Below are 15,737 nucleotides of genomic sequence, written 5' to 3' on the forward strand. Positions count from 1 at the left end.
AAGTTCAGGGCACAGCTGAATCAATGGTAATAAGAATATTCTTTTCACCAATCTTGACTTTACCGCTTCCCCCTTGCAAGTCACCCGACTGCGGCATTGCATTACCCGATTTTGATACCCTTGAAAGCACTTCAACTTCTGGAAAATTAGACAGCTTGAGTTGCGCCATCATTGCCATGTCATCTGTCAGCGTGAATTTGAAAGGCAAGTCTTTGACCTGCTTTTCGATAATCGCGAGGGGCATTTTAGTTCCGTTCAGTGCACGAGCATAGACAAACACTTTATCAGAGGGTGATGCTTTTGAAACAAGCGAAGGGCTCAAAACAACCTCACCACTAACGCTGGCACTGACAGTTGCCGATTTGTTTTCACCAGAAGCAAAATCAGCAAGATTATCCAACTTTTCTTCAGCTCGTGCCCCAGGTGTGAGCCTATTCCTGGCTTCATTAATACTCATGGAAATGTCGCGCGCATCTTCAGAATCGGGTGGCAACTGCTTGAGCAATTTTTCCCAGTAGTTCACCGCACCAGCAAAATCCTTGCGCTCAAAAGCTTCAGAACCAGCGAGCATCAACACCTTGGCATTATTTGCATCCACTGCCAGTGCTTGTTTAATCAACTCAGCCGGTTTACCTTCTAAGCGTCGATTATTCACCATCGCCTGAGCATCAGCGTAATCAGCCAGCAACCGCGCATCTGCAGGCAACAGCTTGACCGCATTTTCGAATGCATTTACCGCATCCGAAAAACGTCCAATCTCGGCATAGGAATGAGCAAGAAGCGCCCAGCCTGCACCATCTTCAGGTGAGTTTTGCAAATGTGTCGCCAGCTTTTCCACCAACGGATTGAGCTGACCGCCTGTTGCATGTCCCATTTCGGGAGCAGCAACCGCAGGTTGCGGCACTACTGCTTGTGGCGACCCCAGCTTAAGGTAAAGCAAAACAGCTGTAAGCGGGACAACCACCAGCAACGCAGCTGCCAGCGGCAAGTTGCGGCCTGCAGTAGTTGAAACATCCTTTGCCTGAGCATCAGCCAACATGCGGCGTTCCAGTTCACGGCGACTTTCATCGTATTGCTCAGAATTCAGCGCACCATTATTCAGATCGCGTTCCAATTCAGCAAACTGTTCACGATAGAGCGCAACGTTCATAGCAGCATGCTCTCCTCGTATATTTCGATACATGCCAAGCAAGGGAGGTAGCAAAAAAGCTAGCGCCACGTATATCAACCCGGCAAGAGAAAACCAGAATACCGTCATACTTGCTCTCCATTATTTTGTAGCAATGCTTCCGCTTTTTTGTGGTCATCTTCACTGAGCTGACCTTGTGCTGCCAGACGTTGACGACGGGTTTTCAGATACCGAACCAACATCAATCCAACGCCTATAAGCAATACAAATGGCCCAAACCATAGCGCCAGTGTTTTAGCATTTAGTGGCGGTCGATACAGCACGAAATCACCATAGCGACTTACCATGAACGCAACAATTTCCTTGTCGCTCATACCCTTCTCAGCCATACCACGCATTTCCCGACGCAGGTCACCTGCCAGATCAGAGTGTGAATCAGCCAAAGTCTGATTCTGGCAAACCAGACAACGCAATTCATTAGCCAGCGCCATCATGCGCGCTTCTACTTCGGGGTTTTCTGCCAATGGCTCAGCTTCTTTCGCAAAGGCTATGACAGGCAGGAAAAACAAAATCAGGAGAAAATGTTTCACTTTTGCAACTCCTTTACCATCGGCATAATCTTGTCACGCAAAATTTCAGGCGTAATCGGACCAGTTTGCTTATAGCGAATCACGCCTTGCCGATCAATTAAATAAGTTTCAGGTACGCCATAAACGCCATAATTAATGCCCACGCGGCCATCTTCGTCAAAAGCCACTGTTTCATAGGGATTGCCCATACCGCTCAGCCAGCGCATACCATCGATCCGGTTGTCTTTGTAATCCAGACCGATAATTGGCACAACACCACTTTTTCCGAATTCAACTAATAGCGGATGTTCCTCACGACAAGCGCTACACCAGGATGCCCATACATTGAGCAGCCAGACCTTACCCAGCATTTCCTTTTGCACGAAAATTTCGGCTGGATTTTCCAGTTTCGGCAAATTAAATTCAGGTGCTGCTTTGCCCACCAAAGGCGAAGGTACATCACGCGGATTCAAGTTCAGGCCAATACCTAGAAATACCAGCAGAACAATAAACACGCCCAACGGTAATAAGTAACGATTCATGCCTTGGCACCTTGTACCTGCAAGGGGGAATGCTCAGCCTGCTTTGCAATCCGTTTCTTCATACGATATCGTTTATCGCTCACTGCCAGAAAGCCACCCATTGCCATAATGATGCAACCACCCCAAATCCAGTCCACTAGAGGTTTGTAATAAACACGTACACTCCAGGCCCCGTTCTCCACAGGCTCACCCAGCGACACATACAAATCGCCAAGAAGGGTTGGTCTGATCGCAGCTTCTGTCTGCGGCATGGTGGATGAAAAATACGTGCGTTTTTCCGGATGCAATTCAGTGACGGGCTGACCATTGCGGCTTACCAGCACCGTACCATGCATGGCTTTGTAGTTTGGCCCTGGAATTTCTGTCACACCCTTAAACTGGAACTGGTAGTTGCTTACATGCACCACATCGTTCACTTCCATCTTTACATCTTTTTCCACCTCGAAACCTTTAACCATCGTGACGCCGGCAACAAAAATCGCAATACCAAAATGCGCCAGCTGCATACCCCACCAACTGCGTGACTGCTTGGACAAACGCGACAATACACCACCAGTGGCTGCACTGTGTTTGACAGCATCGGCAAATCCCGCAGCTACACTGAATGCCACCCATAAAGCCAATGCAATTCCCAGCGCAATCATTGGCGTCCATTTACCCAAGGCAAATGGCACGAGCACCCCGAGCACGACGCTAGCTATCAACGGCCAACGCAACCGGGCCAGCATTTCCTGCATATTTCCTTTTTTCCAGCGCATCAGCGGCCCTACTCCCATGAGCAATAGCGCAGGCACCAGCAACGGCACGAATACGGCTTCAAAATAAGGGGGGCCAACAGAAATCTTACCCAACCCCAACGCATCCAGAACCAAGGGGTATAGCGTACCAAGTAACACTGTTGCTGCAGCTACGCTCAGCAAAACGTTGTTACCCAGCAGCATTGACTCACGTGATGCAAGCTCAAACGCCCCTCCCAAACCGATTTTTGGCGCGCGCCAGGCAAACAGAATCAACGAGCTACCCACAACAAAAGCAAGAAACATTAGAATGAAAATGCCGCGTTTAGGGTCAGTCGCAAAAGCATGCACTGAAGTCAGCACGCCGGAACGCACCAGAAAGGTACCCAGCAGGCTCAATGAAAAAGCACTAATCGCCAGTAATATTGTCCAGCTTTTGAAGCCTCCGCGCTTTTCCGTTACCGCCAGAGAATGTATCAATGCAGTTCCCACAAGCCATGGAATGAACGATGCATTTTCAACCGGATCCCAGAACCACCAGCCTCCCCAGCCCAGTTCGTAATAAGCCCACATACTCCCCATGGCAATGCCAACAGTAAGGCACATCCAGGCCATTGTCGTCCATGGCCGCGACCACCGTGCCCACGCCGCATCAAGCCGCCCAGACATCAGTGCAGCAATGGCAAAGGCAAAGGCTACCGAAAACCCCACATAACCCATATACAACATGGGTGGATGAAATACCAATCCGGGATCCTGCAATAACGGATTCAGATCGCGCCCATTAAACGGCATGGGGAAGAGGCGATCGAATGGATTGGAAGTGAATAACAGAAATGCCAGAAAACCAACACTCACCAAACCCATGACGCCAATCACCCGCGCCACTGTGTCATCCGGCAAATGCTTACTGAATATCGACACGGCAAATGTCCAGCCACCGAGTATCAGCACCCATAGTAATAGCGAGCCTTCATGTCCGCCCCACACTGCACCAAAACGATACACTGCAGGCAAATCAGAATTGGAATTCGAAGCCACATACAACACGGAAAAATCGTTGGTGAGAAAAGCATAGACCAAACAACCGAAAGCGAATAACACCATAAAAAACTGGCCACGCGCTACAGGTCTGGCTAACGCAATCAGCGTAGCATCGCTGCGAGCCGCACCTATCAGAGGAAATATGCCCTGAATCAACGCAAGCAGGGCAGCCAGTATAAGTGCGAATTGTCCAAGTTCAGGGATCATGGTTTAACTCCTTTCTGCTTTTGTGCCTGCTCGATTGCGCTTTTAGCTTCAGGCGGCATGTAGTTTTCGTCGTGTTTGGCCAACACATCTTCGGCACGGAACACCCCATCTGCTTCCAGTTTACCTTGTGCTACCACACCTTTTCCCTCACGAAAAAGGTCTGGCAATATACCTTTGAATACAACCGGCATGCTACGCGCCGTATCAGTGACAACAAAATGAACGGTCAATCCATCCCCTTCGCGTTTCATGCTTCCAGCCTCAACAAGACCACCAATCCGAAATGCTTTATTCAGCGGCACTTCCTTGTTAAACACTTGAGTTGGCGTAAAGTAAAATGCGACGTTGCTATTGAGCGCATTCAGTATCAGTGCAGTGGCAATGCCTATCACCATCAAGCCAACCATGATATAAGCAAAGCGTTTTTGCCGAACTTTCAAGATTTTCTCCCATGCAACATAATCAGGCGTTTCAGTAATTCTTTGCGCCGCTGCTTCAGAAACCACACTTCAAACACCAGGCATATCAACGTTACTCCAAAGGAGCCCCATACATAAAAAGCATAGCCACCCATATGGAAAAAGTCGAAAACCGATTTCATTTTTTCATCCCCTCTATGAGCTCAGCCACCCAAGTTGTTTTTCGTTCCCTTTCCAGTATCTCGCAGCGAACACGCGCAAGGGATACGGCAATCGAATACATCCAGCACGCCAAAGCCATCAATAACATACCAGTAAGCATAGTGGCTGCCATACTGGGAGATTTGGTCATACTCACCGAGGCTCCCTGATGCAGGGTATTCCACCACTTCACTGAAAAATAGATGATCGGCACATTGACTGCACCAACCAGCGCCAACACTGCACCCGCCTTGTCTGCGCGACGCGTATCGTCAATAGCTGCCTGTAACGCCATGAAACCAAGATACAAGAACAACAGAATCAATTCAGATGTCAGCCGTGCATCCCACACCCAATATGCGCCCCACATTGGCTTACCCCACAATGCGCCAGTCCACAAAGCGATAAAGGTGAACAACGCACCGGTAGGAGCCAATGCGCGCGCCATCATGTCCGACAACCGCGTGTTAAGAACCAAACCAAACCCGGCGTATGCAGCCATCAACAGATAAATAAACATCGACATCCACGCGGCAGGCACATGGATAAAAATAATGCGATAAGCTTCACCCTGTTGTGCATCGGTAGGCGCTACAAAAAAGCCAACATACAACCCTGCAATGGCAAACCCCACCGCCAACAGGGAAAACCAGGGAATCATTTTGCCAGCCAGGCCGTAAAAAACCTTGGGAGCGGCGAATCTGAACAAGCTAAATTCCTTCATTGCTTCCTTACTCCAACGCAATCCGCAAAGCTGCTGCTGTCGCTAGCGGCGCAAGCAAAAGCGACAATAAAAGCAGCGCACCCAGAATCGAAAAATGAGCTTCAGCGCTTAAGCCGCCACTCACTGCTTCCACTGCACCAGCACCAAAAACCAATACAGGAATGTACAGCGGCAACACCAGCAACGCAAGCAATGCACCACCGCCTCGCAATCCAAGGGTCAGTGCGGCACCAATACCACCAATCAAACTCAATACCGGCGTACCCAGCAAAAGCGCAATCACCAAAACTGTCAGAGACTCTCCTGACAAACCATATTGCACGCCGATCACCGGCGCAATCAATGTCAGTGGCAACCCGGTCACAATCCAATGCGCCAGCGCCTTCCCAAGTGTCAGCAACGCTAACGGGCGAGGCGACAATACCATCTGTTCCAACGTACCGTCCGCATAATCAGCCGCAAACATTCTGCTCAATGACAACAGCGCAGCGAGCAATGCGGATACCCAGATAACTCCTGGCCCCATAGCCCGCAACAATTTCGTTTCCGGCCCGACGCCAAGTGGGAAGAGGCTAGCTGCCACTATGAAGAAGAAAAACACTGTCAGCACGTCTGCACGTCGGCGCAGTGCCAGCTGGATATCACGCCTTATAATGCAAAAAACATCACCCATCAGCCGACACGAATCTCAAAATTGAAACTGATCTTAAGTGGCTGATGCGTCGTAAGCACTACTAGCCCACCCCCTGTCAGATGTTCTGACAGCATTTCCTCAACCAGTGCTACTGCCTGCACATCCAATGCGGCAAGCGGTTCATCCAGAATCCACAAACGAGATTCAGCAAGCAGCAATCGTGCCAGTGCTATGCGACGCCGTTGTCCTTGAGACAACATTTTTGCCGGAAGTTCCTCACATCCACAAAGACCAACCCGGTTCAGCACCTCCCCAATCTTATCTTCAGGCGCAACAACGCCTGCCACAGTAGCGGCAAAGCTCAAGTTTTCCAAGGGGGACAATTCTTCTTTTACACCATTGTGATGGCCGAGGTAAGCCATGCTATGGCAATACTCACTTCGTTGATCCTGAATATTTTCGCCTTGCCAATGCACCTCACCCGTTGCAGGTTGTGCAAGACCACACAATAAACGCAGCAAGCTGGTTTTACCCGTACCGTTGGATCCACTCACCAACAGCATTTCGCCCGAGCCAAGTGCAAAGTTCAGGTTATTGAATAGCTCGCGATCGCCGCGCACACACTGAAGGGAAATCGCTTCCAGCATAAAATGTCATGTGGTTATTGGGACAACACAAATCATGGTCGATCAAAATTAACCGGCAATGACTAAAAATTTCTTAAATTATAACAGACTAGCGCGGTTTGAATGCCAGTTAAATATAGTTAAGAATCTACTTTATAATCAAGTTTGACACAAGATACAAACCATCCCACTGAACCTTGCATAGAAATCAACGCCAGGCTGAAATATCATGACACCCTTATTTGGTCACTTTCCCGCCAATTTGGAGTTTGCTTCCTTGATATTCATCTCAGCCAGTTTTGCAAACTGTGAATCAGCGGGGGCAGCTGCCTGCAACCGCTTCCAGAGAATCACCGCCTGCTTGTAATCAGCTCGGTCAAAAGCTTCGCTACCAGCCAGCGCAAGTGCTTTCAGATTTTTCGGATCAGAAACCAATGCCCGTTTCACGATATCGCGCGATTCATCATCCCATTTTCGTCCATTAGCAAGCACATGAGCATCTGCCCACTCGCTTAGCATTGCAGCATTTAAGGGGATCAGTGCAGCTGCTTTAGAATAAGCGGCTGCCGCTTCTTTACTCTGACGAAGCTCCCCATAAGTACGTGCAAGCAAAAGCCAACCTTCGCCATTATTAGGATCTTTGGCCATTTTATCTGCCAGATGCTTAACAGCCACATTAAGGTCACCACCTGAGTTAGCCTTCGGAGGAGACTGCAACTGTGTTTTAGGTGGCTGTGCATTCATCTCTGAAAAAGCCACCGGTGCAGGCGTTGTTTCTATGTCTTTCGGCTTACCAATGAAAGCGTACAATACAACTAGCGGTACCACCACTACGGAAATAACCACAATTACTATCATTCGCAGGTTGGGCTGCTTCGCTGTTGGATCTTGCTGCGGCGAGCCAATCAACGAAGCGTGTAGCGCAGCCTGACGTCGCTCGAATTCTTCACTGCTCACTTTTCCCTCTGCTCGCTCAAGCAAAAGCACCCTTAATGCAGCACTAATCTCGCTCCCTTGGTCCCTGCTCCAGAAGGGTAAAAAACCGCCAACAGCTAGCACAGCAAAAATAAGAGCGACAACAACTATAATGGTAAAAAAAATCACGGTTGAATCTCCGGTGGCGTTTTTATGAAATGATGATTAGGTATTCGTTCTGAAGCAATGAAAAGCCGGAAGATACTATCCAGTGTAGTTTTAGAAAAGACGTGCGCACATTTTTAATGTATGTCCCACCGTACACCCATATACATATAATCCCGGCTAGAGTGATCGTCGCGGGTTGGCCCAGAGGAATTAGACACCTCATGCCCCACTTCCCCTTCCAGGTAAAGGCTGGTACGCCATTGATAGGCAAGCTTCAGACTAGGTGAGATCCGGTCCTGCTTATTATCGCTATCATCCTTCTGAGTATAATAACGAAGATTAGTATCAAGTCGCCATTTTTCCCAGAATGGGAAGACATAACTTAAGCTCAACGCTTGCCCTGAATAAGTCGGTGCTTGAATCAAGCTGAGGTTTGCTACTCCAACAGCATTGGAAGAAAATAAATTGGTACCCACAGCCTGAAAAGACACTACATGGTTCATGCCTGATGCCTGCTGAGAAGCTGTGTCGATTATACAAGTCTCATTCACTGGGTCAATTACGCCAATACAGGTGCCGATCAACGCTAGCGGCAATACTGCCTTGACAGGCTCAGTGCTGGAAATGGAGGACAATCTGTAGTCCACACCAACCTGCCAGTTCTCCGAAAGAGGATGCGTTACACCTATTGCGAACATATCAGATATAGCTGTCAAGGAAGTGGCTTGTGTACGTACCTGGTCAAGGCCTTGCAACGCAATCATTTCCTGCAGTGACAATCCAGGTGCAGCGGGCAAAGCGTTGGTCAAACTATAAGATGGTGCGCGACGATGATCTAATACAAAAAAGTAATTATCCCCTTTGTCACTCAAGTAATTTCCCTGCAACAAGGCAATATTGACACCTTTATACAAAACATCATAGTCGAGCATACCGTATGCTGTTACATGCCCATCGAAATAACGGACCTCCGTTCCAATAGCGCGACGGTTAGCAAGATCATCTAAGGTCTGCTCAATTGCGTAAACACTGACTCCAGGCAATCCGATTTGAGGCAACAGATCGACGCTCGCGCCATAAAAGTTTTTCTTGAATGGAGAATTGAACTCTACAGCATCCCCATATACCCCATTAATCCGCCATTCCGGATTCAGGTTAAAACCAGCCTGGAGACCATCAAAACGGTCCATGACGCCCATGCCATTCGGGTTTTGCCTCCCCACTCTGAAGTAATATCCCGCTTGACGATCAGTATGGTCAAGATAGGCTGAGTAAAGTCGTGTGTAACTGCGAGTGGGCGAAAGGTAATTATGATTGTCCGTACCACGAACGACTAAGCGTGTATCCCTGAAGGCATCCCGTCGTCTGGCATTGAGATTAATAGAGGTAATCAACGAATCCTGATCTACCAACGACAAAGTATCACGATTAAAAGTCAGCTGCCCCGGAGGCGGAGGAACTAATGTCTCGATCTGCGATTTTCCTGTGTAATAGTAAGAGGAAACACTACCGTTGAAAGTCCAGTCTGCTGGACCAGCCTCCTTTGGTAACGCCCTTGTAGTAGATCGAGCAATAGATGCACCCTTAGGCAAAGCAGCAAGGCGCTCTTTGACATGCTGGGCATTGGGGCCAGAGGGAAACAACTTGAGATACAAATCATACTCAGCACGAGCCTTAAGAACCTCACCACTCATCTCTCTTGCCTCACCAATAAGTGCTTGAGCAGCTTCTGTTTGACTGCTGGCAGGTAGACCTAAAACCCGATATAAACGATTAACCGCTGTCGCAGAATCTTTTGCAGCAATTGCGTGTCGCGCCTCATCCATATAAGCCTTAGCGCGCGTTTCAATCTCGGTTGAGGAAGGCATAGGGGCTTGAGGAACCGGGGATACCCCACTTTCTTTGGCTCCTTGTGACATCGCATCAATCGGTTGGCTCACTGGTGGCGTTTTAATTGGTGCTGGTGCAGGTTGAATCACAGGCGCAACTTTTGACGGAACCGATAGTGGGGCCGGCATTACCGTGGAAACAGGTGGCAATTCTTTTGCAATTTTTTCTATCGGTTTTTTTACCTCTGGCACTGGAGCAGAAGATTTTTTTTCTGCCGGGAGCAAAGGCACTGTGATAGCAATACTTTGACCATCCGAACCGGGTCGTACCGAATATTTAGTTGACTGTGAAAAAGTAACCAACATCCCATTAATCAGCTCTGGGTATAATATGGTTAAATCCGGAACTCGTTCGGTTTTAGGTGACCGAACAATTTCCTGTACCAGATCACTTTCCAATAGATTAGTATCAATCAGTCGTAAGAAAATACGCAGTTTTACCCCTTCATTTAAGGGAATGTGCCTTAAATACAGAATTTTTTCTGAAAAATGGATAACAATCTCTGCATCATGCTCACCTGGCGTGACATCGATGTGGTCAATGATCTGGGCGTTAGCTACTGAACATACGAACAATAAAAAAACTGTCAGAAAGCAGCGTAGCTGGGAAGAAAGACAATTAATAAATGACATATTCAGCAATGTAAGCACTAAGCAAGCCGATTTTTCGGTGCATGAATTAAAATCGCAAGGCTTACTTGAGCCTTAAACAGGTTACGCAACATCAGTTCCATTTAATGTAAGTACTACCCTTAGAACCCAGTGGCTTATGACAGCCACTTGAAGAGCAATCTTTACCAACCGCATTTACACCATGGTGATTCGACGTACGGGTGCTCTTTATCATGTTTCCGAGGTAAGATGCTGACGCGTCATGACAAGTTATGCACGAAGTCTGCATGCTACCGTGATTCATTCTTTCAACTGCGAATGAAGTTGTGCTGCTGTGACACAAAGAGCATTCATTTCCTGGCATTCCGGCAGGGGTAAGGGTCGGAATATGATTTCCAGGTTTCACAGTGATATCTGTATAAGAACCACCATGGCAAGTTTGGCAAGTTCCCGTTACAACTCCAGAATGATTAAACGTCGTTGGCAACCAAGTGGAAAAACTATGGTGGCAGGATTCACATGCTCCCGTAGTAGGCAAGTGATTAGCAGGTTTTACGTCAATATTTGGATAAGCACTGCTATGACAATTACTGCAACCGGTTGAAGCTACACCAGTATGCGAATAAGGAGTAATAAGTGGTAGCCAAGAAAGCCCGGTTCGATGACAGGCATCGCAAGACTGTGTCGTCGGGATGTGCGGGGTAGACTTACCGCTTGCATTGACGTTGTTGTGACAAGTAGCACAAGTGCCAGCCACGACGCCAACGTGAGCGAAACTGGTGGGTTTCCAGGCGGTTGTTGAATGACAAGCATCGCAGGACTGGGTTGTAGGTATATGTGTTGCATTTTTGGCCAAGGCATTAATAGCAACATAGGCTCCATTATGACAAGTTGCGCAATTACCTGTTGCAACCGGGCCTGTTGTACTGCTGTGACTCATTACAGCCGGATTAAAAGCCGTGTAATTCAAATGGCAAGTATCGCACTGTGCTGTAGTAGGTATATGCGTGGATGGCTTACCTAGTGCATTCGTACCGTTATGACAAGTTGAGCAACGGCCGGTGGCTGGCGGGCTTGCGGTAGCATGATTATAAGTGCCTGTCGTCCATGTAGTGGTCGAGTTATGACAGGTATCGCACTGCGCTGTAGTCAAAATATGAGTTGGGGTTTTTGTCTGCGCATTTTGAGCAACATAGGCACCGCTGTGACAAGTGGAGCATTGACCAGTCAACCCTGCGTGATTCATCACAGACGGAGACCAGGCAGCATAGCCCCGAGTATGGCAGCTATCGCATTGGGATGTTGTCGGGATATGCGTAGCAGGCTTGGCTAATGCGTTAACCGGAATATAGCTGCCATTGTGACAAGTCGTGCAATTAGCTACTGCGACCGGTCCCGTCGTTGCAGTGTGACTCATCGTGGCAGGACGGAAGCTATTGTAGTTATTATGACAGGTAGAACATTGTGCAGAGGTAGGAATATGGGTGGTTGGTTTACCCAGAGCAGTCGTTCCATTATGGCAAGTAGAACATTGGCCTACCGCTGAAGCATCGTGTGTATAAGTGGCAGTAGCCCAAGATGTTGTCGATTTATGGCAAGTATCGCATTGTGCAGTGGTACTGACGTGAGTTGCTGGCTTGACCTGCGCGTTGAGCGAAAGATATGCCCCAGTGTGACAGGTTGAACAATTGCCTGCCGTCAATGGCCCAGTAGAACCCGCATGGTTCATATAGGCTGGAGCAAACGCGTTGAAATTGGTATGACACACATCACACGATGCACTTGTCGGCAAATGGGTCGACAATTTTCCGAGAGCTGTCGAACCATTGTGACAGCTTGCACAAGTTCCGGCTATTACGCCCTGATGGGAGTAACTGGTTGGTTTCCAGGCAACCGTACCATGACAAGTATCGCAGGATTGCGTGGTCGGGATATGTGTAGCCGGCTTGATTTGTGCATTGATAGCAACATAAGCGCCGCTATGACACGTAGCGCAATTGCCAGCAGCAACTGGACCACTTGTACCACTATGATTCATAAGCCCCGGAGCAAAGGCAACAAAACCAGTATGGCAGGTATCACACTGCGCTGCCGTAGGAATGTGGTTGGTTGGCTTACCAAGGGCATTAGTGCCATTATGGCAAGTGGAACAGCGACCAGTAACAGGCGGGGATGCAACTGAATGGTTAAAGGTAGAAGTTGCCCAAGTGGTCGTTGAACTGTGACAAGTATCGCACTGTGCCGTGGTGGATATATGAGTCGGCGACTTCATCTGGGCGTTTTGAGCAAGATAGGTACCGCTGTGACAAGTAGAACAATTCCCCGCCGCAACCGGTGAGTTTGTGCTGGCATGACTCATAACGCCAGGAGCGAAAGCGGTGAAACCGTTCACGTGGCAAACGTCGCACTGAGCGCCAGTCGGGATGTGAATAGCCGGCTTACTCAGTGCATTGACTGTAGTATAAGACCCGCTGTGACAGGTAGAGCATTGACCAGTTAATCCAGCATGATTCATCCTCGCTGGTTTAAATGCAGTGTAATTAGTATGGCAGGCATCACACTGCACGTTAGTAGGGATATGCGTTACCGGCTTGCCTATAACTGTAGCGCCGTTATGACATGACGAACAGTTACCGGTTGCGGTGGCGTCGTGCGTATAAGAAGCGCCAGCCCAGGTGATCGTTGACTTATGGCATACATCGCATTGGGCAGATGTGATCAGATGCGTAGGTGTTTTGGTCAGCGCATTGGAGGCAAGAAAAGTGCCATTATGACACGTTGAGCAGTTTCCAGTAGAAACCGGCCCGGTAGTATTGCCATGGCTCATGGCTGCTGGAGCGAAGGCGGTTGTATTAGTATGACAAGTGTCGCACTGAGCAGTGGTCGGAATGTGATTTGTTGGCTTACCCAAAGCAGAAGTACCATTGTGGCAAGTAGCGCAACGACCTGCCACTGGGGGCGAAGCTGCGCCATGGTTAAAGGTGCCGGTCGCCCAACTTACGGTTGAATTGTGACAGGTATCACACTGAGCTGTGGTCGCTATATGAGTTGGCGTCTTCATCTGCGCATTTTGCGCAACGAAAGCACCACTATGGCAGTTCGAACATGAACCCTGAAGGCCTGTATGATTCATCACAGATGGCATCCAGGCTACAAAACCAGCCGTATGACAGGTATCGCACTGGGAAATAGTCGGAATATGGTTAACCGGTCTGCCCAATGCATTTGCAAATACGAAACTGCCACTATGACAAGAAGCACACTGGCCTGACGTTCCGGTATGACTCATCCGGGCTGGTCTGAAAGACGAGAAGTTAGTATGACAGGTATCGCACTGTACGCTTGTTGGTATGTGGTTAGTTGGTTTACCTAGCGCTGTTGTGCCATTATGACATGTAGAGCATTGACCGTTAGCGCTGGCATCATGCGCATAAACTGCTGTTGCCCATGAAATTGTAGATGAGTGGCAGCTATCGCACTGCGCAGTTGTACTGATATGCGTAACAGGCTTCATCTGGGCATTCTGAGCGAGGTAAGCTCCACTGTGGCAAGCAGAACACAATCCGTTCAACCCGCTATGGTTCATCGTGGCGGGGCTCCAGTTAACAAAACCACTAATGTGACAGGTATCGCATTGGGCAATGCTTGGAATGTGGTTGATTGGCCGTGTTAGCGCATTCGCGAAAAGATAGGAGCCATTGTGGCAAGTAGAACACTGCCCACTCAAACCGCCATGGTTCATCTGTGCCGGCTTGAAGGCAGTGAAACTAGTATGACAACTGTCACACTGCGCTCCAGTTGGAATATGTGAAACCGGCTTACCAAGCGCCGACGAGCCGTTATGGCAGCTTGAACAACGGCCAGTTACTGCGGGACTAGCAGCAGCGTGATTAAAAACCGCCGTCGCAAAGGAAGTTGTTGAATTATGACAGGAATCGCACTGGGCGGTAGTACTGACATGAGTTACTGGCTTGGTTTGCGCGTTCTGGGAAATAAACACACCGCTGTGGCAAGTTGCACATTTCCCTGCCATACCCGTATGGTCCATTGTCGCAGGCGACCAGGATATGAAACCACTGACGTGACATGTATCACACTGTGCAGTTGTTGGGATGTGTATATTGGGTTTTGCTTGAGCGTTTGCGAAATTGTAAGCACCGCTGTGACAAGTTGAACATTGACCGACCGTACCAATATGATTCATGAGTGCTGGCTTGAATGCCGCGAAATTAGTATGACAACTATCACACTGTTTTGAAGTAGGGATGTGATTAGAAGGTTTTCCCAGTGCATTGACACTATTATGACAATCCGAACAACGCCCCACTACAGACGGGGTGATCGTTGCATGATTTGGTTTGGCAGCAGTTGCCCATGAAGTCGTAGAACTGTGGCAAGTATCGCACTGTGCAGTGGTGGGAATGTGTGTTGGTGGTTTGACCTGGGCATTCTGCGAAAGAAACGAACCGCTGTGACAGGTAGAACAATTACCAGCCGCTGCTGGGCCTGCCATATTTGCGTGCATTCCGCTCACACCAACAGATATTGGCGCAAAGGATACACCAGCCGCATGACAAGAATCACAGGAAGCCGTAGTAGGAATATGCGTTGCCGGCTTGCCTGTAGCGCGCGTTCCATTATGACAGGTGGCGCATGTACCAGGAGCTACAAGGGCGTGAGTATAGCCGGCAGGTAGCCAGGATGAAGTTTTATGACACGAATCGCAAGAAGAACTTGTCTGAACGTGCGTAGAAGGTTTACCAGTTGCAGTACCACCGTTATGGCAAGTATTGCACGCGCCCTGAACGATTCCTTGTGTTGTACGATGTTGAAAATTGCTGGGGGCCCAGGTTATATTACCGTGACAAGCATCACAGGCTGTGGTTGTTGGCACGTGCGTTGCTGTTTTACCGGGTGATCGCCCACCGGGTCGGTGGCATGTTGCACAATCCCGAGGAGTGCCGCGAAACTGCCCCTGAATGTGGCAGGATTCACAAGTTTCTTTGGCATGGGCGCCATCCAGAAAAAAACCTGTGGTGTTATGATCGAAAGACAAGCCTCCAGAAACAGAGGTTGCAGCTGAGGTTACACCAGAAAAAAATGCGGCAAACACAAAAAAGACCGTTAAGGTCAATTGTCGTATCAGGCGATCAATAAGCTTTTTCCGAGAAATCATTTTTTATTTTCATATGGTTAAACCCAACCGACAGAGATGACATGTGGGTTACCTTCACTTTTTTCGCAATTGTATATCAACAATCAAAAAAAGTTCAATTAATTTTGTGTTAACTAAAAATAATTTCTATAACTCCATGAAAACC

At 48.5% G+C, this 15,737-nt stretch carries 12 protein-coding genes; all 12 read right to left on the minus strand.

The window, feature by feature from the left end:
* Positions 1-4: 4 nt before the first annotated feature.
* Positions 5-1,258 (minus strand): c-type cytochrome biogenesis protein CcmI, encoded by a 1,254-nt coding sequence (gene ccmI, locus EDC63_RS04360; RefSeq protein ID WP_124948266.1) that lies wholly within the window; start codon positions 1,256-1,258, stop codon positions 5-7.
* Positions 1,255-1,719, minus strand: a complete 465-nt coding sequence (locus EDC63_RS04365; protein ID WP_124948267.1) for a cytochrome c-type biogenesis protein — start codon at positions 1,717-1,719, stop codon at positions 1,255-1,257. Before EDC63_RS04365 ends, ccmI begins: the two co-directional genes overlap by 4 nt.
* Positions 1,716-2,240, minus strand: coding sequence for a DsbE family thiol:disulfide interchange protein (locus EDC63_RS04370; RefSeq protein ID WP_124948268.1), 525 nt, complete (start codon positions 2,238-2,240; stop codon positions 1,716-1,718). The genes EDC63_RS04365 and EDC63_RS04370 overlap by 4 nt, the downstream gene beginning before the upstream one ends.
* A complete protein-coding gene (locus EDC63_RS04375; RefSeq protein WP_124948269.1) occupies positions 2,237-4,228 on the minus strand; it encodes a heme lyase CcmF/NrfE family subunit in 1,992 nt (663 codons plus the stop codon). The genes EDC63_RS04370 and EDC63_RS04375 overlap by 4 nt, the downstream gene beginning before the upstream one ends.
* Positions 4,225-4,668 (minus strand): cytochrome c maturation protein CcmE, encoded by a 444-nt coding sequence (gene ccmE, locus EDC63_RS04380; RefSeq protein ID WP_124948270.1) that lies wholly within the window; start codon positions 4,666-4,668, stop codon positions 4,225-4,227. Before ccmE ends, EDC63_RS04375 begins: the two co-directional genes overlap by 4 nt.
* The gene (gene ccmD, locus EDC63_RS04385) at positions 4,665-4,829 is read right to left on the minus strand and encodes a heme exporter protein CcmD (protein WP_124948271.1); all 165 of its coding nucleotides are present in this window, start codon (positions 4,827-4,829) and stop codon (positions 4,665-4,667) included. The genes ccmE and ccmD overlap by 4 nt, the downstream gene beginning before the upstream one ends.
* Positions 4,826-5,572, minus strand: a complete 747-nt coding sequence (locus EDC63_RS04390; protein ID WP_124948272.1) for a heme ABC transporter permease — start codon at positions 5,570-5,572, stop codon at positions 4,826-4,828. The genes ccmD and EDC63_RS04390 overlap by 4 nt, the downstream gene beginning before the upstream one ends.
* A 7-nt stretch (positions 5,573-5,579) precedes the next feature.
* Positions 5,580-6,245: a heme exporter protein CcmB gene (gene ccmB / locus EDC63_RS04395; protein ID WP_124948273.1), complete on the minus strand. Its 666-nt coding sequence runs from the start codon at positions 6,243-6,245 to the stop codon at positions 5,580-5,582.
* The gene (gene ccmA / locus EDC63_RS04400; protein WP_124948274.1) at positions 6,245-6,853 is read right to left on the minus strand and encodes a cytochrome c biogenesis heme-transporting ATPase CcmA; all 609 of its coding nucleotides are present in this window, start codon (positions 6,851-6,853) and stop codon (positions 6,245-6,247) included. Before ccmA ends, ccmB begins: the two co-directional genes overlap by 1 nt.
* A gap of 225 nt (positions 6,854-7,078) precedes the next feature.
* Positions 7,079-7,936 (minus strand): TPR domain-containing protein, encoded by an 858-nt coding sequence (locus EDC63_RS04405; RefSeq protein WP_124948275.1) that lies wholly within the window; start codon positions 7,934-7,936, stop codon positions 7,079-7,081.
* A 113-nt stretch (positions 7,937-8,049) separates the two neighbouring features.
* A complete protein-coding gene (locus EDC63_RS04410) occupies positions 8,050-10,437 on the minus strand; it encodes a hypothetical protein (protein ID WP_124948276.1) in 2,388 nt (795 codons plus the stop codon).
* 91 nt (positions 10,438-10,528) lie between these two features.
* Positions 10,529-15,592: a cytochrome c3 family protein gene (locus EDC63_RS04415; RefSeq protein ID WP_132920890.1), complete on the minus strand. Its 5,064-nt coding sequence runs from the start codon at positions 15,590-15,592 to the stop codon at positions 10,529-10,531.
* Positions 15,593-15,737: the final 145 nt, after the last annotated feature.

It is taken from the genome of Sulfurirhabdus autotrophica (genome assembly GCF_004346685.1).
Classification (GTDB): domain Bacteria; phylum Pseudomonadota; class Gammaproteobacteria; order Burkholderiales; family SMCO01; genus Sulfurirhabdus; species Sulfurirhabdus autotrophica.

Bases quoted from the DNA above. Each gene is read 5' to 3' on its own strand.
- ccmI (WP_124948266.1), bottom strand. From the start codon at position 1,258: ATGACGGTATTCTGGTTTTCTCTTGCCGGGTTGATATACGTGGCGCTA.
- EDC63_RS04370 (WP_124948268.1), bottom strand. From the start codon at position 2,240: ATGAATCGTTACTTATTACCGTTGGGCGTGTTTATTGTTCTGCTGGTA.
- EDC63_RS04375 (WP_124948269.1), bottom strand. From the start codon at position 4,228: ATGATCCCTGAACTTGGACAATTCGCACTTATACTGGCTGCCCTGCTT.
- ccmD (WP_124948271.1), bottom strand. From the start codon at position 4,829: ATGAAATCGGTTTTCGACTTTTTCCATATGGGTGGCTATGCTTTTTAT.
- EDC63_RS04390 (WP_124948272.1), bottom strand. From the start codon at position 5,572: ATGAAGGAATTTAGCTTGTTCAGATTCGCCGCTCCCAAGGTTTTTTAC.
- ccmB (WP_124948273.1), bottom strand. From the start codon at position 6,245: ATGGGTGATGTTTTTTGCATTATAAGGCGTGATATCCAGCTGGCACTG.
- ccmA (WP_124948274.1), bottom strand. From the start codon at position 6,853: ATGCTGGAAGCGATTTCCCTTCAGTGTGTGCGCGGCGATCGCGAGCTA.
- EDC63_RS04410 (WP_124948276.1), bottom strand. From the start codon at position 10,437: ATGTCATTTATTAATTGTCTTTCTTCCCAGCTACGCTGCTTTCTGACA.
- EDC63_RS04415 (WP_132920890.1), bottom strand. From the start codon at position 15,592: ATGATTTCTCGGAAAAAGCTTATTGATCGCCTGATACGACAATTGACC.